The organism is Streptomyces sp. NBC_01775 (genome assembly GCF_035917675.1).
Taxonomy (GTDB): domain Bacteria; phylum Actinomycetota; class Actinomycetes; order Streptomycetales; family Streptomycetaceae; genus Streptomyces.
This window is the reverse complement of record NZ_CP109104.1, coordinates 1,071,012-1,090,724: the sequence shown is the minus strand read 5'-3', so window position 1 is coordinate 1,090,724 and position 19,713 is coordinate 1,071,012. Positions and strand designations below refer to the sequence as shown.

Sequence of the window (19,713 nt, the reverse complement as noted above, 5' to 3'; positions counted from 1 at the left end):
GCCCGAGGTGGGATAAACCGAACCCCGCAGTTCCGTGCTGGCACCATCGTCCGCGCCCCCTCGGCGTACCAGGCTGAGGACATGACGATCCACCCGCCCACCGCACCCCGGCCCACCGCGCCCCAGTCCCGCCGCCGCTCCTGGGCCACCGTCCTGCGGGAGCCCTTCCGCGCGGCGACCTGGCGGCGGGTGGCCTACGCGCTGCTCGCCGCTCCCGTCGGCATTCTGTGTGTGCCGCTCGCCCTCGTCGGCGGTCCTGCGGGGCGCGTCCAACGCGGCCTGGCGCGGCGGCTGCTGGGCATCGAAGCGGGGGAGCCGGGGAAGCCGGGAGAGCCCGGGCGCCGCCCCGCCCTCCGGGCCCTGGCGCACGCCGTCGTGAGCCTCCCGCTCAACGTGATCGCCGCCATGGTCGCCGTCTACGGCCTGAGCCTCGTCCTGCTGAACGTCGGCTATCCGGTGCGCGACGTGATCGGGATGGGCGATGCCACCCCCGCGACCGACTGGGGCGGCCCCACTCTCGCAGGAGCGTGGACGGTGCACCTCCTGGGCGGCGGAGTGGCCGTCCTCGCGCTGCTCTGGATCGGAAGGGGCCTCTCCGCGCTCCAGGCGCGGCTGGCCACCGCGCTGCTGGGTCCCGCACGGGCGGCGCTGTGGCGGGCAGTCCTGCCCGCGCTCCTGGCCGCCGCCGTCGGCGGCGCGCTGTCCATACCCGTCATCCACCAGCTCTGAGCAGCCGGAAGCGGTGGGACCGGCCGGAGGCGGGGCCCGTATGTTGACGGGTATGTCCCGCACACCGGGCACCGTACGCGCCGCCCAGCGCACCGTACGCGCTGCCCTCGCCGCACCGTTTTGCCCGCGCGCGCTGGCCGCGCTGCTCTACGCGCTGCTGGCCCTGCCCCTCGCGCTCGTCGCCCTCCTCCTCGTGGTGGCGGGGCTGGTGCTGGGCGCCGCGCTGTCCTGGACGTCGCCGGGGCTGTGGCTGCTGGCGCTGACGGTGCGCGGCGCGCTCGCCGCCGGAGACCTCCAACGCGTGGCGGCCCGCGGGCTGCTGGGCGAGACCGGCGAGTGGGCCCAACGACTCTCCCGCCGTCGCCGTACGGGCCCGGGGCCACGGGGCTGGCGGCAGGCGCTGCTGACCGAGCGGGCGGGGTGGCGTGCCGTGGGGCTGGTGCTGCTGGCGCCACTTGCCGCGCTGCCCCCGGTGGCCGCCGCCGTGGTGGGCTACGCCTACGGGCCGCTGCTGTTGGCCCACCCCCTCCTCCAGCGCTGGAACCACATCACCGAACACCGGGCGGACGGCTCCGAGCGGCGGGTCTCCCTGGAGGTCGCCGACGTCGAGTTCGACACCTGGCCCCGGCTCCTCGTCCCCGTCCTCCTGGGGGCGCTGCTCGTGCTGCTGGCGCCCCGGCTGCTGCGCTGGGCACTGGCCCCGCACCGGGCCCTGCTGCGCGCCTCGGCCGGACCCAGTTCCGCCGAGCAGCGCATCCGCACCCTGGAGGAGACCCGCGCCCAGGCCGTCGACGACGCGGCGGCGACCCTGCGCCGTATCGAACGCGACCTCCACGACGGCACCCAGGCCCGGCTCGTGGGCCTGGGCATGCATCTGACGCTCATCCGGGAGCTGATCGCGGCCGGGGCGGAGAAGGAGCGGCTGCTGAGCGTGGTGGAGACCGCCAGCGGCAACGCCACAGCGGCCGTCTCCGACCTGCGCGACCTGGTCAAGGGCATCCATCCGCCCGTCCTCGACCAGGGGCTGGAGACCGCGCTCGCCACCCTCGTGACGGCCGGCCCCCTGCCGGCCGAGCTGCGCTGCGAGCTGCCGAACCGCCCCGCGCAGGCGGTCGAGTCCATCGCGTACTTCTGCGTCGCCGAACTCCTGGCCAACGCCGCCAAACACAGCGCGGCCCGCCACGTCGCCGTCGACGTTCACGGGGACGCCCACGGGGCCGGGGGCACCCTTCGGCTGACCGTACGCGACGACGGCAGGGGCGGGGCCGCCGTGGGTGCGGGCAGCGGGCTGACCGGGCTGCTCGCCCGCGTCCGGACGGTCGACGGCACCCTGGAGTGCGTCAGCCCGCCAGGAGGGCCTACGGTGATCACCGTCAATCTGCCCATGGGCTGAGCGCCGGGCGGACCACCAGCACGAATGACGGGACGGGGCCCTGCCGTGCGCGTTGTCATCGCCGAGGACTCCGCCATCCTGCGCGACGGCCTCGCCCAGCTCCTGGAGCTGCGCGGCATCGAGGTCGTCGCCGCCGTGGACGACGCGGAGCGGCTGCTGGCCGCCGTCGACGAACACCGGCCCGACGCCGCCGTGGTGGACATCCGGCTGCCCCCGGGCCACTCCGACGAGGGGCTGCGCGCCGCCGTCACCCTCCGCTCCGAGCACCCCGGCGTGGGGGTGCTGATCTTCTCTCAGTACGTCGAGACGAAGTACGCGGCACGGCTGCTGGGCGACGGCGCGGCCGGGGTCGGCTACCTGCTCAAGGAACGCGTCGTCGACATCGGCGAGTTCGCCGAGGCGCTGCGGCGGGTCGCGGCCGGGGGCACAGCCCTGGACCCGGAGGTCGTCTCCCAGCTGTTCGGGGCCGCCGGGCGGGCCACGGAGCTGGACGCGCTCACCCCGCGCGAGCGCGAGGTGCTGGCCCTGATGGCGGAGGGGCGCACCAACCAGGCCATCGCCGCCTCCTTCGTCGTGTCCGAACGCGCCGTGGAGAAGCACGTCGCCAACATCTTCGGCAAGCTGGGCCTCCCGCCTTCCGAGACCGGCCACCGCCGCGTCCTGGCGGTTCTTCGCTACCTCAAGAGCGCCTAGCATCTAGCCCTGCGCAGCAGCGCGTTGACGGGTGAAGGTTCTGCCGAGGGGACAGCGATGGAGGGCGGCACGCCACAGGGCGCGACCGGCGAGGAATCCGGGGCACTGACCGGCGTACGGGTGGAGACCGTCGAACTGGACTCCCGCGGGGGCCGGCAGATCGGCAGCAGAACCCGCGCCTCCGCGCCCCTGGACGGCCGTTCGGAGGAGATCCAGCAGGCCATCGTGCAGGCGTCGGCGCTCGCCCAGGACTCGCTGGCCCGGGTACCGGAGCGTGGCGGCTGGTCGGTCAGGAGCGCGGAGGTCACCTTCGGCCTGACACTGGCGGCCGAGGCGGGAGTGATCCTCTCCAAGGCATCGGCCGAAGCGTCCTTCGAGGTGACGCTCACCGTCGAGCGCACAGGTCCGGCTCAGGCCGAGTCATGACCGGGGCGCATGAGTCATGAGCGAGCAGCACTGGGTGCACCTGTACGAGTCCGACACCTATCTCGGCGCCGGATTCCTGATCACCCCCGGCTTCGTGCTCACCGCCCTGCACTGCCTGCGCGGCCTGTCCTCCGAAGAGGCCGCCCTCACCCTCGAACTCCCCGACGGGCGCCGCCTCCCGGGCCGCAAGTGCGACGCCGTCAAGGAGCGGGACCTGGCCCTGGTCACCGTCGAGGGCGCCCACGGACACCGGCTGGCCGCCGCACCCCGGACGGACACCCCCAGGCCCAAGGTCGCCTGGAACTGCCGCTACCGCCCGCCCCAGGAGACGGCGCACCTCAGCGGCCGGGTCACTCACGCGCCGATCGCGCACCGGTGCGTGGAAGGCGGCGAACTGGAGGTGATGCAGCTCCAGGTGGACCAGCTCCTCGGCAGCTTCGCCGGATACTCGGGCGGCCCCGTCGAGGCGGGCGAGCAGGAGCGCGGCGAGCGGCCCGTCGTGGGCATCCTCCTGGAGCAGCAGCTCAACCGGCAGGACCCGGGGGGCCGGCAGCAACGTCCTGTTCGCCGCGACCGTCCGCTACGCCATGGAAATCTTCCCGCACTTCGGCGTGGAGCATCTCAGAGCCCTGGTCGCCGCGCCGAGGTCCGGCCCCGCGCGGTCCGCCGCCGACATTCCTCCGCCCCGGGCGCGGCCCGGCAACGAGGACATCCTCAGCGATGCCGGCCGGGTCCTGGCCTCGCTGCGGCAGTGGGAGGAGAGCGGACTGATCACCGCGGCCGACGCCGAGGAGGGCCGGGGCCGGACGCTCAAGCGGGTCACCGACCTGTTCGGGGGGCCCGACGGACCCGACGACGATGACTGAACCCGAGCCCCTGGTGTGGGCGGACGTCACCGGCCGGGTCGAGCGCGTGCTGCGCGGCGAGCCGGGCGCGCGGGCGGCGCTCGCCGAGGCGCTGCCCGGCATCCTCGCGCACCCCTGGCTGCTCCTCGATGCCGAGGACGCGGGGAACTTCGCCCTCTTCGTGGCCCTGCTGCGGGAGGCGGGGGAGGCGGAGGCGCTCAAGTCAGCGCTGGTGGAGGCGTACAGCCGGGTCGCCACAGAGCGCATCCCGGCGGAGGGGGCTGTGCGACGCACAACCGTCTCGGTGTCCTGTTCATCGAGGCGGGCGAGCACCTCCGGGCGCGCAGCGTGCTGGGCAGCGCCCTGTCGCTGGCCCGGGGGAGGCGGAGCGGGCGCACACCCTGGCGAACCTCGCCGTCGTCGAGGCGCACGCGGGCGACTGGGACGTGGCCCGGAAAGACGCGCGCGAGGCGCGGGAACTGGCGGCCTCGGTGGAGAGCGACCGGGAGCGGCTCGAAATCCGGATGCGCTGCTGCTCCGTGCTCTTCCGGGCGGCGGGGGCACGAGGCAGGAAACGCGAGGCGGCGAAGCTCGTCCAGGAGCTGGAGACGGTCTGCGACGCGCTGATCGAGAGCTGGGGCGCCGAACACCCCCGCGCCCTGGCCGCGCTGGTCACCCTGGCCGCGGCCCGGCACGAGATCGCGGCTCAGGACGGCGACCTGGCGAGCGCCGAACGGCTCACCGACGTGCTGGCCGCCGCCGCGCAGCGGTCCGCAGCCACGCTCGGTGCCCGGCACCCGCAGGCCCAGGCCGTACGCGAGGAGCTGGAGCGGGCCGTGACAGCCTCCCGCCTGCTGGCCGAGGAGCGGGCCGGCCCCGAGCGGCAGGGGAGCGGGCGCTCGTTCACGACCGCGGCGCGGGCGACGCCGTACGGGACGCGGCGGGCTGGGCCCTCGGCGCGCTGGCCGGCGCGGGTGTCTGCTGGGCGGTATACGCCGTCGCCCGGCGAGGGCGCAGCGAGCGCCGGCTCGACGCCCGGGCCGACGGTCCGGCCGTTCGCGCGCTGCCCGGCTTCGGGCTCGCGACGCTCGTGCTCGCCGCCGTCTACGCGCTGTGGCCACGCCCCGGCTGGGTCTCGGCGGGCGAGCTGACCGGAGCCTGGGCGTTCGGGGTCATCGCGTCGGCCCAAGGGGTGCTGATCGCGGCACTCGCCGCCGTGGGGGTGTGGCTGCACCGGCGGCGGCTCGGCGGGCGCACCCCGCTGCGCGGGTTCGCGTCCCCGGCCCCGACCGTGCGCGCACCCGGAGCATCACGCGGGCCATCGCGCGCGCCCGGATCCTCGATTCGGCGCCCTGGCTGACCGTCACCGCGGCGCTGGCGCTGCTGCTGCTCGATTCCGCCGCCGTGCTCAGCGGCCACCTCCCCGACGGACTCCGGGCCAGGGTTCCGGGATCGCCCACACCCTCCAGGAGGTGGGCTCCTGGATGGCCGCGCTGGGCCTGCTCTTCCTCCTCGACCGGGGCCGGACCGCCTACCGGGACCCCTCCTCACGCAGCGCCGTCGGCGTCCTGTGGGACGCGGGCACGTTCTGGCCGCGCGCCGCGCACCCCTTCGCGCCGCCCTGTTACGCGGAGCGCGCGGTGCCCGACCTCGCCTGGCGGATCGCCACCTGGGTGGAGAGCACGGACGGGCGCGTCCTGATCTCCGGCCACTCCCAGGGCAGCGTCCCGGCCGCAGCCGCCGTCTGGCAGCTGCCTTCCCCGGTCCGCCGTCGGATCGCGCTGCTCACCTACGGGTCCCCGCTGGAGCGGATCTACGGCCGCTGGTTCCCCGCCTACTTCGGCCCCGGCGCGCTGGACGCGCTGCACCGCGAGGTGGACTGCTGGGGCAACCTGTGGCGTCTGACCGACCCGGTGGGCGGGCCCGTCCGGGTGAGCGGGGGCGGCCCGGCCGTGGACCGCGGTCCCCTGCCCGACCCCTTCGTCTACGGCCGTACCCGCGAACACCCGCTCCCGCGGCCGGTCCTGGGCCATGGCGACTACCGCTCCGATCCCGCCTTCTCCGAGGAGCGTGCCGCTCTCGCCGAGCGACTGACGCCGGACGGGCTCCCCTCCGCGGCCCTGCCCTCGGCCCTCCGTCGGCCGGCCGCCCCCGGTCGGGACGGCCGCTGAGGCCGCCACGTGGCTTACTGGGGGGTCAGCACACAGAACTCGTGGCCGTCGGGGTCGGCCATCACCACCCGGTCGACGTCCCCCTGGCCGATGTCGACGCGCGTTGCTCCGAGGGAGACGAGCCGGTCGACCTCCGCCTGCTGGTCACCTCCGGCGAGTGGGGCGAGGTCGAAGTGCAGCCGTTCCTTCCCCGTCTTCGGCATCAGGGGCGGACCACCCCACGTGACCTTCGGACCGCCGTGCGGTGAGCGGATCGCGGTCTCCTGGTCCTGGTCCCAGACCAACGGCCAGCCCAGCGCGTGGCTCCAGAAGTACCCGGCCTCCTGTGAACCGTCGCCCGCCAGCGCTCCGATGAACCCGCACTCGGCGAGGAAGCTGTTGCCCGGCTCGATGACACAGAACTCGTTGCCTTCGGGGTCGGCGAGCACCACATGCCCCTCCTCCGGGAGTTGACCGATGTCGATGTGCCGGCCACCGAGCTGTAGCGCCCTCTCCACCACCTGCTTCTGGTCGTCGAGGGACGTGCTCGTCAGATCGAAGTGCATGTGGTTCTGGCCTGTCTCCCGCTCCTGGGCCGGGAGGAAGCGGAGCCGGAACCCGGTCTCATCGCTGGGCAGCAGCGTGATGCCGGCGGAGGAGTCCTCGGACGTCTCCCAGCGGAGAAAGTCCGCCCAGAACCGCGCGAGACGGGGCGGGTCGTGCGCGTCGAAGCAGAGCGCGTACAGGTGAGAAGTCATCCGTAGGTCTCCCGGTAGGGGCAGACGGGTCGTGCTGGAGCCTGCCCAGCCGGTGCCGCCCCGTCAACTGATTAACCCGCGTCGTCCGCTGTCGGGCCGCCCTGGTTAAGAGTTCCCCAATGATGTGTCAACTCCCTCATTATCAGCCGAAGTTGGGGAAGCAACCCATCGGCACAGGGCGAACGGCACGGGGTGGGGACATGGACAGTGGGATGACGGCGGACGGCGCGCGCAGGTGCCCGGCCGCGGACACGAAGGACCCGACGCCGTGCGAGGGCAGGCGGTTGGCCGTCACTGTCCTGGCCGGTGACGGCAGGCAGTACACCGGCTGTGTCCACCATGGCGCCCGGCTGCTGGCCAGCTTGGAAGGGGCCCGGCTGCATCCGTCGGCCGCGGCGCTTCCGTGGGCCGTCGAGGTGTACTGCCGGGCCGCCCAACTGCCGCCCTTCGCCTGGCAGATAGGGCGCTGAGGCGCGTCCGGGCGCGGCCGGATTCGCGTCGGTGCTCGGCACGGGTGGCCCATCGGTGGTGGGATGCGGTCAGACACCCATGTCGTTCGAGGTCGAGCCGGGAGAACGGTCTCCCGGCTCGACCCCGCGAGGAGGAGACCGCATGAGCCCCGCTGACACCGGCGACCGTGCCGGGAACACCGAGTACGGCCGCAAGGCGTTCAAGAGGTCCAAGAGCCACTTCGCCGACCGGATCACCGCGGACGGCAAGGAGGGCTGGCCCGTCGAGGCCGGCCGCTACCGCCTGGTCGTCAGCCGCGCCTGCCCCTGGGCCAGCCGCGTGCTGGTGTCACGGCGGCTGCTCGGCCTGGAGAGCGCGCTCTCGCTGGGCGTCACCGACCCCATCCAGGACGACAGGAGCTGGCGCTTCACCCTCGACCCCGACGACCGCGACCCGGTGCTGGGCATCCGCTTCCTGCACGAGGCGTACGACAAGCGCGAGACGGAGTACCCGGGCGGCGTGAGCGTCCCGGCCATCGTCGATGTGCCCAGCGGCAAGCTGGTCACCAACGACTTCCAGCAGATCACCCTCGACCTGGCCACCGAGTGGCGGGAGCTGCACCGGCCGGGCGCTCCCGACCTGTACCCCGAGGCCCTGCGCGCGGAGATCGACGAGGTCGCCGAGGGCGTCTTCCGCGACGTCAACAACGGGGTCTACCGCGCCGGGTTCGCCACCCGGCAGGAGGAGTACGAGGCCGCGTACGCGGATGTCTTCCGCCGCCTGGACCTGCTCTCCGAGCGGCTGCGTGACCAGCGCTACCTCGTGGGCGACACCCTCACCGAGGCCGACATCCGGCTGTTCACCACCCTGGTCCGCTTCGACGCCGTCTACCACGGCCACTTCAAGTGCAACCGCAACAAGCTGACCGAGGACCCCGTCCTGTGGGCCTACGTCCGCGACCTGTACCAGACCCCCGGCTTCGGGGACACCGTCGACTTCGACCACATCAAGCGGCACTACTACGCCGTGCACACGGGCATCAACCCGACCTCGATCGTGCCGGTGGGCCCGGACCTGTCGGGCTGGCAGACCCCGCACCACCGTGAGCAGCTGGGCGGGCGGCCCTTCGGCGACGGCACCCCGCCGGGCCCGCCGCCCGCCGACGAGGAACTCCCCGCCTCACACCGGCCCTGAGCGTCACGAGGTGGGCAGCCGGTCCAGGAAGCCCTTGACCGACTTGATCCGCCCGTCGTCGGCCAGCGTGATCACATCGAACCCGGCCGCCGGGGAGGAGCCGTCGGCGCGCACGAACAGCTCCCAGGAGAAGCGGGCGATGTCGTGGTGCCCGTCCACCGTGCCCAGCAGCCGGAACTCGCAGCCGGCGAACTGCTCCATGGTGGCCGCGAGCGAGGCCGCCAGCTGGTCGTGCCCGCGCACGTCCATCAGCGGGTCGGTGTAGGAGCCGTCCTCCGTCCAGGCCGCGGCGACGGCCTTGGCCCGCTCCTCGGCGCCGGCCGCGTTCCAGGCCGCGAAGTAGCGCTCGACGGCGTTCTCGTATGTGTTCATGGAGTTCTCGTTCGCGCTCATGGGCCTGCTCCCCACTCGGTGTCCGTCCCCGTCCGGCCCTGGGGCCGTGCGGCTGATGGGACGACGATGCACCGGCACCCCACGGCCGGTCGATTACCCGCGGGGTAATGGGCGACGGGCCGCGGCGTCGTGCCCACGCCGCTGTCCCCGCGGTCGGCCGCCCGCATGACCCTCGCCTACGCGAAGACCAACAGCGTGCCCCGGGCCGCGCTCACGGAGGTCGCGGGGGCCCTGGCGACGGCCGCGATGCAGTCCGCACACGCGGTGCTCGCGGCCCGGGGGGAGTGGGTCACCAACGAGAAACGGCTGCTGGCCCGCGCCGGGCTGCGCGGCGTCGACGCGTCGGTCGCCGGGCTGCGCCCGGATCCCGAGGCGCTGAAACGGGGGATCGGGCAGGCCGAGGAACTGTTCGGAATGCGGTGACTTCCGGACGGGCTCCCCCCCCACCGTGGCGGTGACGCCGTCCGGGCGCACCGGATCCGGCGGCCGGGCCGGCATCACCCTGGCCTGTCAGCCGCGCCAGACCGTCGTCGCGTTGCAGAACTCGCGGATGCCGTGACCCGCCAGCTCCCGGCCGTAGCCGGAGCGCTTGACGCCGCCGAAGGGGAGCGCCGGGTGGGAGGCGGTCATCCCGTTGACGAAGACACCGCCCGCCTCCAGGTCGCGTACGAAGCGGTCGACTTCGGCCTCGTCCCGCGTCCACACGTTCGAACTCAGCCCGAACGGGGTGTCGTTGGCGAGCGACACGGCGTCATCCAGGTCGCGTACGCGGTAGAGCGTGGCGACCGGCCCGAACGCCTCCTCGCGGTGAATGCGCATACGGTCCGTGACGCCGGTGAGCACCGTCGGCTCGTAGAACCAGCCCCGGTCGAAGCCGGGCGGCCGACGGCCGCCGCACAGCGCCACGGCGCCCCGGTCGAGCGCGTCGTCCACCAGCTCTTCCAGGTCGGCGCGCCCCTGCTCGCTGGAGAGCGGGCCCACATCGGTGGCCGCGTCCATGGGGTCCCCGACGGTCAGCTCGCGCATCCCGGTGGCGAACAGTTCGGCGAACCTGTCGTAGACCTCGGTGTGCACGAGGAAGCGCTTGGCCGCGATGCAGGACTGGCCGTTGTTCTGCACCCGTGCCGCCACCGCCGTGCGGGCCGCGGCCTCGATGCCGGCGGACGGCATGACGATGTACGGGTCGCTGCCGCCGAGTTCGAGGACGGTCTTCTTGACCTCGTCGCCCGCGATCGAGGCCACCGAGCGGCCCGCCGGCTCACTGCCGGTGAGGGTCGCGGCGACCACGCGCGGGTCGCGCAGCACCCCCTCGATCGCGCCGGAGGGCACCAGCAGCGTCTGGAAACAGCCCTCGGGAAAGCCCGCACGGCGGAACAGCTCGCCCAGATACAGCGCCGTCTGCGGCACGTTGGAGGCGTGCTTGAGCAGGCCGACGTTGCCCGCCATCAAAGCGGGAGCGGCGAACCTGATCACCTGCCAGAGCGGGAAGTTCCACGGCATGACGGCCAGCACGGGCCCCAGCGGGCGGTAGTGCACACAGGCCGAGACGGCGCCCGAGTCCGTCACGTCGGACCCGGTGGGGTGCTCATCTGTCAGCAGGCCCTCCGCGTGCGTGGCGTACCAGCGCATCGTCTTGACGCACTTGGCGGCCTCGGCCTCGGCGGACTTGAGGGTCTTGCCCATCTCCGTCGTCATCACGCGCGCGATGTCCGCCGTCTCCCGCTCCAGCAGGCCGGCCGCCGCGCCCAGCAGCCGCGCCCGCTCCTCGAAGGAGGTGGAGCGGTAGGTGCGGAAGGCCCGGTCGGCCTCGGCCAGGCGGCGCTCGATCTCCTCTCCGGAGAGCGGGTCGAACGTCTTGAGGGTCTCGCCGTCAGCGGGGTTCACCGTGGCGATAGGCATGAACGGGCCTCTCAGCGCTCGGGGGTCTCGGTCGCGGGCGGTACGTCCTCCGGGTCGTAGTCCTCCAGGCCCGCCTCGGCCCGTTCCGCCTCGGCGCGCCTGGCCAGCTCTTCGTCGTCGGGACGGTCCGGCATGCCGCCGTGGATCTGCCGCTCGTCCGGCCCCCGGGCCTGGTCGGCCTCGCTGCCTGCCTGGTCTGGTTGGCGCTTGGACATGTCCAGCTCCTCACCTCGCGGGAAGGTGCGTCGTTCCCTCCCCAGGGAACACCCATCGGCCCGGGAGCGCCAAAGGAAGCCCGAGGGGTCATTTCGAGGTTTGTCCTGGTGCGGCGGGGGAACGCCCTGTCCGCTCGCGGTCGGCTACGGGGCAAAGCTTGCCGGGAGGGGCACTAGCGGGCGGCGGGCTTGGCCCGCACATGGACACGCTCGCCCTGCTTGCCGAAGATGGCCAGGAACTCCACCGGATGCTCGTCGGCGCTCTGGAAGCCGTGCGGCACGCGCGTGTCGAACTCGGCCGCCTCGCCCGGCACCAGCACCAGTTCGTGCTCGCCCAGCTTCATCCGCAGCCGCCCGGCCAGCACATAGAGCCACTCGTAGCCCTCGTGGGTGCGCTGCTCGATCTCGCCCGCCCCCGCGGGGTTGTGGCTGTCGCCGGGGATGACCTGCTTGTAGGCGTGCAGCCCGCCCAGGTGCCTGGTCAGCGGGACGAATGTCCGGCCCTCGCGGACGATGGGGCGCGCGTGCACCCGGGGATCTCCGGTCTGCGGCGCGCCGACCAGCTCGTCCAGAGGGACGCGGTGCGCCCGGGCGAGCGGCAGCAGCAGCTCGAGAGTGGGCCTGCGCTGCCCGGACTCCAGGCGCGAGAGGGTGCTGACGGAGATGCCGGTGGTCCGGCTCAGCTCCGCCAGGGTGTCTCCGCGCTCCGTGCGCAGCGCCCGCAGCCGGGGGCCCACGGAATCCAGCACCCCGGTCAGCTCGTTGTCGTCGGTCACCCCTCCATTTGCCACCGCGGCAACATCTTTTGTCAACCGGACGGCTCGCGAGGCCCGCGCGGGCGGCCGGTGCCTCGGGCACGCGGGCCGGAAGCCCGGTCCGGCCCTCAGATGGTGGGCTCGGCGGCGCTGATCTCGCTGAGGGCCGACTCGGGGTCCAGCTCCACCGCCAGATCGCCCAGCGACACGATGCCGACGGCCTCGTCGTTCTCCATGACCGGCAGCCGCCGCAGAGTGTGCTCGCGCATGAGCTGGACCGCCCGGCCCGCGTCGTCGCCGGGCGCGACCGTCACCAGTTCGGGGCTGCACACCTCGCTGACCGTGGTCTTGCGCGGCTCCAAGTCCTCGGCCAACACCCGCACCACCAGGTCCCGGTCGGTGACCAGGCCGCGCAGTGTGCTGCCCTCGATCACCAGCAGCGCGCCGATGTCCTCGTCCCGCATCCGCTGTGCGGCCTCGCTCACGCCGGTGAGCGTGCCGACAACGACCGGCGCCGATGTCATGACCTCGCGGACCTGCGTCATGGCTGTCCTCCCATCCGGCCGGCGGCGGGCCCGGTGACCGCCGCGGGACCTGCCGGGTACCCGTCGCCGCCCGTCCCCACGCACACCGTTCCCCGGACGGACCTGGCCCGGACCGACCCGGCCCGGACCGACCCGGCCCGGGGTGCGGCCGGTGCGGCCGGGTGCGGCCGGGTGCGGCGTACTAGGGTCGCGGGAATGACGCACCAGGCACCCGCCCGAGGGGACGCAGCGGGCAGCACGGATGGCCGGACCCCCTGGGCGCTGCGGGAGCACGCGTTCCTCGGAGACGGCGAGCGCGGGGCCCTGGTGAGCCCGCGAGGCGAGATCGTCTGGCTGTGCGCGCCGCGCTGGGACAGCGAAGCTGTCTTCTCCCGACTCATCGGCGGCGCCGGGCAGTACGTCGTATGCCCCGAGGACGACTGGCACGCGGCGGGCGGCTCCTACGAGGACGGCACGCTCATCCGCGTCAGCCGCTGGGTGACCACCGACGCCGTGATCGAGTGCCGCGACGCGCTCGCCCTGCCCGCCGCGCCGGGACGTCTCGTTCTGCTCCGTCGGGTACGCGCCGAGCGGGCCCCCGCCGGCGGCACCGGGGTGCGGGTCCTCCTCGACGCGCGCCCCGGCTTCGGCAGCACCCGCATGAGCACCCCGCGCCGCGAGACCGGCGAGAGCGGAACCGGCCGCCCCGGCACGGTGTGGACCTCCTCCGGCGGCGGGCTGCGGCTGCGCTGGACCGGCGTCCCCGAAGCGGAGCCCGGCGACGACGGCTCCCTGCGGGCCGCCCTCACCCTGCGCGCGGGCGAGCGGCGCGACCTCGTCCTGGAGATCGGCCCCGACGAAGCAGGCGACAGCGCCGACCTCCTGGACACCCGGCGGCTGTGGGAGGAGACGGAGCGGCACTGGCACCGGTCCGTGCCCGACTGCTCCGGACTGCTGGCACCCCGCGACGCGCGGCAGGCGTACGCGGTGCTGGCCGGGCTGACCAGCTCCGCCGGCGGCATGGCCGCGGCAGCCACCACCTCGCTGCCCGAACACGCGGGGGAGGGCCGCAACTACGACTACCGCTACGCGTGGCTGCGCGACCAGTGCTACGCGGGCATCGCCGTCGCGGCACACGGCCCCCACTCGCTGCTGGAGCGCACCGTCGGCTTCGTCACCGCGCGGGTGCTGGAGGCCGGGGACGCGCTGCGGCCCGCCTACACCGTCACGGGCGCGCACGTCCCCGCCGAGCGCAGTCTGCGGCTGCGCGGCTACCCGGGCGGCAGCGACCGGGTCGGCAACCACGCGGGCAGTCAGTTCCAGCTCGACACCTACGGAGAGGTCCTCCAGCTCTACGCCGCGGCTGCCGGCCACGGCCACCTCGACGACCCGGAAGCGCGCCGCGCCGCGCAGACCGCGGTCACCGCCGTCGAGCACAACTGGCAGCGCCCCGAGGCCGGACTGTGGGAGCTGGAGGACCGCTGGTGGACCCACTCGCGGCTCAGCGTGGTGACCGGGCTGCGCGCCCTCGCCGGGCACCTCCCGGACAAGGAGGCGCGCCGCCCCCGCGAACTGGCCGACGCCGTACTGGCCGAGACCCGGCGGCGCTGTCTGCGGCCGGACGGGGCGTGGGCGCGGGCCGCCGACGACGGCACGCTGGACGCCGCCTTGCTGCTGCCGCTGGCCAGGGGCGCTCTGCCCCAGGACGACCCGAGCACGGCCCGGTTCCTGGCCGCGGTCGAGGAGGAGCTGTCCGAGGACGGATTCGTCTACCGCTTCCGGCACGACGAGCGCCCGCTGGCCGACGCCGAGGGCGCGTTCTTGCTGTGCGGCTTCATGATGGCCCTCGCCGCCCGGCACCAGGGCGACATGACCGCCGCCGTCCGCTGGTTCGAGCGCAGCCGCTCCGCCTACGGCCCGCCGGGGCTGTACGCCGAGGAGTTCGACGTCGTACAGCGGCAGTTGCGCGGCAACCTCCCCCAGGCGTTCGTGCACGCCCTGCTCCTGGAGAACGCCGTGCGCCTCGCGGGCTGAGGAGAGCGGGCGGGCGCGGGCTGTCGGCTGAGGACGACTCCGAGCGGGGCTCATGGCAGCCGCACGTACCCTCGAAGCCGGCCCGTTCGCCCGGAATGGGCGGACGACCGCGCGACCGACGAGGATGATGCACGTGGATGCCAGCGCCCGTATCGAAGCCGTGTACGCGGAGGTTCTTCGCCGCAACCCCGGCGAGGAGGAGTTCCACCAGGCCGTACGCGAAGTACTGCACAGCTTGGAACCGGTGCTGCGCAAGCGGCCCGAGTACGCCGAGGCCAACCTGGTCGAGCGGCTGGTCGAGCCCGAGCGTCAGGTTCTCTTCCGGGTGCCGTGGACCGACGACAGGGGCGAGGTCCACGTCAACCGGGGCTTCCGCGTCGAGTTCAGCAGCGCGCTGGGCCCCTACAAGGGCGGCCTCCGGTTCGTGCCGCGGCTGTCGCTGGGCACGGTGAAGTTCCTCGCCTTCGAGCAGATCTTCAAGAACGCGCTGACCGGGCTCGGCATCGGCGCGGGCAAGGGCGGCGCCGACTTCGACCCCAAGGGCCGCAGCGACGCCGAAGTGATGCGCTTCTGCCAGTCGTTCATGACCGAGCTGCACCGCCACCTCGGCGAGCACACCGACGTTCCGGCCGGTGACATCGGCGTCGGCTCCCGCGAGATCGGCTACCTGTTCGGCCAGTACAAGCGGCTCACCAACCGCTTCGAGGCCGGGGTGGTCACCGGCAAGGGCACCGGATGGGGCGGCTCACAGGCCCGCACCGAGGCCACCGGCTACGGCACCGTCCACTTCGTCCGCGAGATGCTCGCCACCCGTGGCGAGGAGCTGTCCGGCCGCCGTGTCGTGCTGTCCGGCGCGGGCAACGTCTCCCTGTTCGCCCTGGAGAAGGCCCGGTCCTTCGGCGCGCGGGTGATCGCCTGCTCGGACTCCTCCGGCTATGTCGTCGACGAGAGGGGCCTCGACCTCGACCTGCTGAAGGAGATCAAGCTGGAGCGCCGCGCCCGGCTCGACACCTATGCCGAGGCCCGCTCAGGTGCCACCTTCAGCACCCGTGGCTCCGTCTACGACGTGCCCTGCGACATCGCCCTGCCGTGCGCGACGCAGAACGAGTTGCGCGAGGAGCACGCCGTCAGCCTCGTCAAGAAGGGGGTCAAGGCGGTCGCCGAGGGTGCCAACATGCCCTGCACGCCCGACGCCGTCGAGGTGCTGCGCGACGCCGGTGTCCTGTACGGACCCGGGAAGGCCGCCAACGCGGGCGGGGTGGCCACCTCGGCGCTGGAGATGCGGCAGAACGCGTCCCGCGACTCCTGGACGTTCCAGGAGACCGAGACGCGGCTCGCCGCCGTGATGCGCGGCATCCACGCCGACTGCGTCACCGCCGCCGAGGAGTTCGGCGCCCCCGACGACTACGTGCTGGGCGCCAACGCCGCCGGGTTCTTCCGAGTCGCGGACGCGATGCGGGACCAGGGCGTGGTGTGACCGGTGCGCCCGAAGGGGCGCGGGATCGTGACATGTGCGGCTCCGCCGCGTGGGCGCGACCAGCCACAATTCACCCGCAGCCGAAAACGCGCCCACAGGGGGCACCCCCGCGGAGCGTTCAGCGGATCCTGTGCTGCGCCACGAACCGTTCCGGATAGCTCGCGGGCTCCTCGCGCCACAGCGCCAGGGCCCGTTCGGCGAAGGTCGCCCCGGTGGCGAGGACATCGTGGAGCGGGTCGAGACAGGCGAGGGCCGCCGGGCGCTCCAGACCCGCCTCGATCCGGGCGCGCAGCCCCTCCGCGCTCAGCCGCAGCAGCTCGGCGGCGATCTCCCGCACCGGCTGCCCGTCGAAGCGGGCCGCGAGCCCCCGCCGGGCGATGTCGTCCAGCGCCTCCTGGTGCTGCCGGGGCCCGGCGCCGCGCAGCAGCTCCCAGGCGGCGGTGCGCGAGGGCCGGTGGTAGGTCAGCCCGCTCCAGAACGCGGGCACCGCCGCGAAGGCCCCGAAGGGAGGCCCGTCGAAGGCCCGCATCTCCAGCGTCTCGCGCAGCCGCACATCGGTGAACATCTGTGACAGGTGCGCCCGCCAATCCCGCAGATCCGGCCGGGTGCCGTCCTCGAAGCCCTCGGTCAGCAGCGTCCCGAAGGGCACCGGCGGCGCGCTCCGGCGCCCGCCGTCCGGTGCGGAGCGATGGATCATCGGCAGGGACAGCGCCCAGTCGATGAAGTGGTCGACGCTGAAGTCCTCGCGCAGCGTCACCGGAATCACCCGCGTACGCCATGGATCGGTGCGGCTCAAGTAGTGCATGCGCCGCGACAGCACCCCGCAGGGCCGGCCAGCCTCCATCGGCGCGTTGACGAAGAGCGCGGCGGCGGGCGTCGAGGCGGCGACCTGCGTCCGCAGCTTCTCGCCCAGATCGGCGGGCGAACCGAAGTCGAACGACGCCTGCGTCGACAGGGTCATCGACATCACCCGCGGGCCCCACACACCCGCCTCCCCCAGGCGCGCGAAGTGGCGGCGCATGAGGGGGGTACGCGAGTGCGGCACCCAGCACACCTCCTCGATGGAGGTGAACGGGTACTGGCCCCCGGGCACCAGCGCGAAGCCGAACCGCCGGGCCCGCTCCGCCAGTCCGCGCAGCGCCCGGCCGCTGACCTCGGCCAGCTCCGCCACACAGCCGGCCGGCGGCGAGGAGTACTCCACGGCACCGCCGTGCTCCAGCGAAACGGCGCCGCCCTCCTTCGGCCGTACCCCCACCAGCGCGCCCCGGTCGTACTCGGGTACGGCGCCCGGCACGGCGGCGAGGGATTCCAGCAGCGCGCGGACGCCGCTCTCGCCCCCGTAGGGCACGGCGGCGCCGGTGACCGGGTCCAGCGCCGCCGCCTCCACCTCGATACCGACCAGTTCCCTGGCGCACCCCTCGGCGTTGCCCTTGTCGAAGACGCTGCGCAGCTCGGCCCTGGAGAGCGAGGGGGTGCCGGAAGCGGAAGCCATGACGCACCTCGGGGTCTCGGCGGAAAGCGGATCGGAGGGAACGACATCATCCCCGGCGCCGGTCCACCCCGTATTCGGGAAGGCCGACGGCCCGGCGCACCCCCTTCAGTCGAGGACCTCGGCGCACGGCCGGGGTGTACGCGCCGTCCATGGCGCGCACACCCCAGCAGAACCCGCACCGGCCCGGAACGGAAGGGCGCCTCCAGCGGAAGCCCCGGGGCCTCAGCGCCAGGTGATGCGGTCGGCCTTCGGCGGGGCGATCGGCTTTTCGGCGGAGGAGTGGTTCCTGAGATAGTCGGTGAAAGCCGCGAGGTCGGTCGTCGTGCTCTCGCGGTGGGTTCCCTCCTTGAACACCGTGAAGCCGTTGCCGCCCTCGGCCAGGAAGTCGTTGACCGTCACCCGGTAGGAGGCGGACGCGTCAACCGGTTTGCCGTCGACCCGGACGGTGTCGGTCAGCAGCCGGTCCGCTCCCGCACGGGACATGTCGGCGTCGAAGCGCAGCGCGTCGGAGAGCTGGAGCACCTGCGGATAGCCCGCGTTGGCCCCGGAGAACTGCTGGCGCAGTACTTCGATGAGCTGTGTGCCGGTCAGCGTCATCGTCACCAGCGGGTTGTCGAACGGCTGTACCTGGAATGCCTCGCCGTAGGTCACCACGCCGTCGCCCTCCTTGCCGGAGGCTCGGTACACCAGGTCGGAGCGCATGCCGCCCCAGTTGAGCAGCGCCAGCTGCGCGCCCTCGCCGCGGGTGGCCTCGGCCTGGGTGTCGGTGATCAGGTCGCCCAGCGGGGTCTCGGGCTGGTCGGAGCCGCGCCCCGGGATGTCGTCGGAGATGTGGCCGACCGGCTCGTCGGCCAGCTTCGCCGAGCGCTCCCGCCACTTCTCCACGATCCGGTCGGTCCGCTGCTGCTTGGGGGTGTCGAGGCCGACGATGTGGTTGCGCGCCGAGGCCGAGGAGCGCACCAGGTCGCCCGTGGAGCGGTCGAGGTCGAAGCGCAGGTCGGTGAAGGTGCGGCCGAACGAGGCCGCCTGGGTGACCAGCCTGGGCTTTCCGGCCGGGTCGTTGACGGTGCACACGTACGCCTCGTGCGAGTGCCCGGTGACGAACATGTCCACCTTCGGCGACGCTTGGGACGCGATGCCTTTGATACGGCCCTTCAGACCGCTGGCCGGACCGTCCTTGTCACAGTCGGCGTCATAGGTCCTGCCCGGCGGCTCGGCGCCCTCGTGGACCAGCGCCACCACGGCCTTGACGCCCTTGCGGTCCAGTTCGTCCGCGTAGCGGTCGATGGTGCGCACCTCGTCCTCGAAGACCAGATCGCGGATCATCGAGGCGCTGACGGCCGAGGGGGTGTCCTTGGTGGTCAGGCCGATGAAGCCGATGCGCTCACCGCTGGGCAGCTTCTTGATCCAGTACGGCGGCAGGATCGGCTTGCGCGCCTTGGGGGCCGGGGCCTTCCTGGCACGGGAGGGGGACTTTCCGGCCTGGGAGGGTGCCGTCGGGGCGGTGCCCTCGCGCGGCAGCACGTTGGCGGCCAGGTAGGGGAAGTCCGCGCCGTCGTAGGGCTTCTCGGGGTCGGCGCAGCCGTCCTTCGGGTGGCAGCCGCCATGGGCCATCCGGAGCAGCTCGCGCGGCCCCTCGTCGAACTCGTGGTTGCCGACGGAGGAGACGTCCAGGCCCACGCTCTCCAGGGCCTCGACGGTCGGCTCGTCGTGGTAGGCGGCCGACAGCAGCGGACTGCCGCCGATCATGTCGCCGGCGCCGACGGTCAGCGACCTGGTGCCCTTCGCCCCGTCCCTGGCCCGGTCGAGCAGCGTGGCGAGCCGGGTGATTCCGCCCGCCTGGACCCGCTCGGGCTCGCCGCCGGGCCCGTCGCGGTAGACGGCGCCGGCCGGGCCCTCGACGGCGTCGAGGTTGCCGTGCAGGTCGTTGAGGGCGAGGAGTTGGACGGGGGTGGTGTCGCCGCCCGGTGCCGGACCGGACGGCGGCGCTGCCGAGGCCGCCGTCAGGGCCGGTACGAGAACGAGAACCGCTCCCGCGCCGGCCACGGCGAGGCGTCGGCGGGTGTGACCACGGGCGCGGGCGCGCTGTGGTGCTCCTTGCACGGTGGTGCCTTTCCCGAGTGCTGAGCCGCGCGGCGACGGCGCGCCGCGCGGCTGTCGGCGATCATTACGGGCTGATCAAAGCTCCCGTAACGACTGTGCCGGTGGCGCATCGCCCTGATCCACTCGTAGGAGTGCATGGAGGCGGTCGCCGGGTCGGCATCCGGGTCAGCGCCCGGGCCGGGC

General features: G+C 73.5%; 19 protein-coding genes and 1 pseudogene. 12 read left to right on the top strand and 8 right to left on the bottom strand.

All coding sequences use genetic code 11. The annotated features are described in order from the left end of the window. The first annotated feature begins 81 nt into the window (after positions 1–81). The 7 genes and pseudogenes from OHB04_RS05225 to OHB04_RS05195 all read left to right on the top strand — a co-directional run. Positions 82–729, top strand: a complete 648-nt coding sequence (locus OHB04_RS05225) for a sensor domain-containing protein (RefSeq protein ID WP_326686499.1) — start codon at positions 82–84, stop codon at positions 727–729. A 52-nt stretch (positions 730–781) separates the two neighbouring features. Then, positions 782–2,122, top strand: coding sequence for a sensor histidine kinase (locus OHB04_RS05220; RefSeq protein WP_326806904.1), 1,341 nt, complete (start codon positions 782–784; stop codon positions 2,120–2,122). A gap of 45 nt (positions 2,123–2,167) precedes the next feature. Next, positions 2,168–2,815: a response regulator transcription factor gene (locus OHB04_RS05215; protein ID WP_326686497.1), complete on the top strand. Its 648-nt coding sequence runs from the start codon at positions 2,168–2,170 to the stop codon at positions 2,813–2,815. A 57-nt stretch (positions 2,816–2,872) separates the two neighbouring features. Beyond that, the gene (locus OHB04_RS05210) at positions 2,873–3,241 is read left to right on the top strand and encodes a CU044_2847 family protein (protein ID WP_326686496.1); all 369 of its coding nucleotides are present in this window, start codon (positions 2,873–2,875) and stop codon (positions 3,239–3,241) included. Between the two features lie 16 nt (positions 3,242–3,257). Further along, entirely contained in the window at positions 3,258–4,103 is an 846-nt protein-coding gene (locus OHB04_RS05205) for a S1 family peptidase (protein ID WP_326806902.1), read from the top strand. Between the two features lie 429 nt (positions 4,104–4,532). Then, on the top strand, positions 4,533–5,237 hold the full coding sequence (locus OHB04_RS05200; RefSeq protein ID WP_326806901.1) for a hypothetical protein: 705 nt from the start codon (positions 4,533–4,535) through the stop codon (positions 5,235–5,237). A gap of 133 nt (positions 5,238–5,370) precedes the next feature. Then, positions 5,371–6,257, top strand: a pseudogene (locus OHB04_RS05195) (hypothetical protein); the annotation flags it as partial. Positions 6,258–6,271: 14 nt separating this feature from the next. Here the strand turns inward: OHB04_RS05195 and OHB04_RS05190 are convergent. Then, entirely contained in the window at positions 6,272–6,994 is a 723-nt protein-coding gene (locus tag OHB04_RS05190) for a VOC family protein (RefSeq protein ID WP_326686492.1), read from the bottom strand. A gap of 200 nt (positions 6,995–7,194) precedes the next feature. On the opposite strand from OHB04_RS05190, the gene OHB04_RS05185 reads away from it, so the two are divergent. Beyond that, a complete protein-coding gene (locus OHB04_RS05185; protein ID WP_326686491.1) occupies positions 7,195–7,464 on the top strand; it encodes a hypothetical protein in 270 nt (89 codons plus the stop codon). Positions 7,465–7,606: 142 nt separating this feature from the next. Continuing rightward, entirely contained in the window at positions 7,607–8,638 is a 1,032-nt protein-coding gene (locus OHB04_RS05180; RefSeq protein WP_326686490.1) for a glutathione S-transferase family protein, read from the top strand. Between the two features lie 3 nt (positions 8,639–8,641). Here the strand turns inward: OHB04_RS05180 and OHB04_RS05175 are convergent, their stop codons facing one another. Then, positions 8,642–9,010: a nuclear transport factor 2 family protein gene (locus OHB04_RS05175; RefSeq protein ID WP_326692594.1), complete on the bottom strand. Its 369-nt coding sequence runs from the start codon at positions 9,008–9,010 to the stop codon at positions 8,642–8,644. A gap of 186 nt (positions 9,011–9,196) precedes the next feature. Here OHB04_RS05175 and OHB04_RS05170 point away from each other — a divergent pair, with 186 nt between their 5' ends. Further along, positions 9,197–9,454, top strand: coding sequence for a hypothetical protein (locus tag OHB04_RS05170; RefSeq protein ID WP_442814782.1), 258 nt, complete (start codon positions 9,197–9,199; stop codon positions 9,452–9,454). A gap of 87 nt (positions 9,455–9,541) precedes the next feature. Here the strand turns inward: OHB04_RS05170 and OHB04_RS05165 are convergent, their stop codons facing one another. The 4 genes from OHB04_RS05165 to OHB04_RS05150 all read right to left on the bottom strand — a co-directional run bounded on the left by OHB04_RS05165 (position 9,542) and on the right by OHB04_RS05150 (position 12,445). Further along, positions 9,542–10,930, bottom strand: a complete 1,389-nt coding sequence (locus tag OHB04_RS05165) for an NADP-dependent succinic semialdehyde dehydrogenase (protein ID WP_326686489.1) — start codon at positions 10,928–10,930, stop codon at positions 9,542–9,544. An 11-nt stretch (positions 10,931–10,941) separates the two neighbouring features. After that, positions 10,942–11,145 (bottom strand): hypothetical protein, encoded by a 204-nt coding sequence (locus tag OHB04_RS05160; RefSeq protein ID WP_326686488.1) that lies wholly within the window; start codon positions 11,143–11,145, stop codon positions 10,942–10,944. A 173-nt stretch (positions 11,146–11,318) separates the two neighbouring features. Continuing rightward, positions 11,319–11,921, bottom strand: a complete 603-nt coding sequence (locus tag OHB04_RS05155) for a helix-turn-helix domain-containing protein (protein ID WP_326806900.1) — start codon at positions 11,919–11,921, stop codon at positions 11,319–11,321. A gap of 107 nt (positions 11,922–12,028) precedes the next feature. Then, complete coding sequence (locus tag OHB04_RS05150; protein WP_326686486.1) at positions 12,029–12,445, bottom strand: CBS domain-containing protein; 417 nt, start codon at positions 12,443–12,445, stop codon at positions 12,029–12,031. A gap of 195 nt (positions 12,446–12,640) precedes the next feature. Between OHB04_RS05150 and OHB04_RS05145 the strand changes: the two genes are divergently transcribed. After that, complete coding sequence (locus OHB04_RS05145) at positions 12,641–14,458, top strand: glycoside hydrolase family 15 protein (RefSeq protein ID WP_326806899.1); 1,818 nt, start codon at positions 12,641–12,643, stop codon at positions 14,456–14,458. A 124-nt stretch (positions 14,459–14,582) separates the two neighbouring features. Next, a complete protein-coding gene (gene gdhA / locus OHB04_RS05140) occupies positions 14,583–15,935 on the top strand; it encodes an NADP-specific glutamate dehydrogenase (protein WP_326806898.1) in 1,353 nt (450 codons plus the stop codon). Between the two features lie 118 nt (positions 15,936–16,053). On the opposite strand, the gene OHB04_RS05135 is transcribed toward gdhA, so the two are convergent. Further along, positions 16,054–17,427 (bottom strand): glutamate-cysteine ligase family protein, encoded by a 1,374-nt coding sequence (locus tag OHB04_RS05135; RefSeq protein WP_326806897.1) that lies wholly within the window; start codon positions 17,425–17,427, stop codon positions 16,054–16,056. 222 nt (positions 17,428–17,649) lie between these two features. Beyond that, complete coding sequence (locus OHB04_RS05130) at positions 17,650–19,530, bottom strand: bifunctional metallophosphatase/5'-nucleotidase (RefSeq protein ID WP_326806896.1); 1,881 nt, start codon at positions 19,528–19,530, stop codon at positions 17,650–17,652. Between the last annotated feature and the right edge of the window lie 183 nt (positions 19,531–19,713).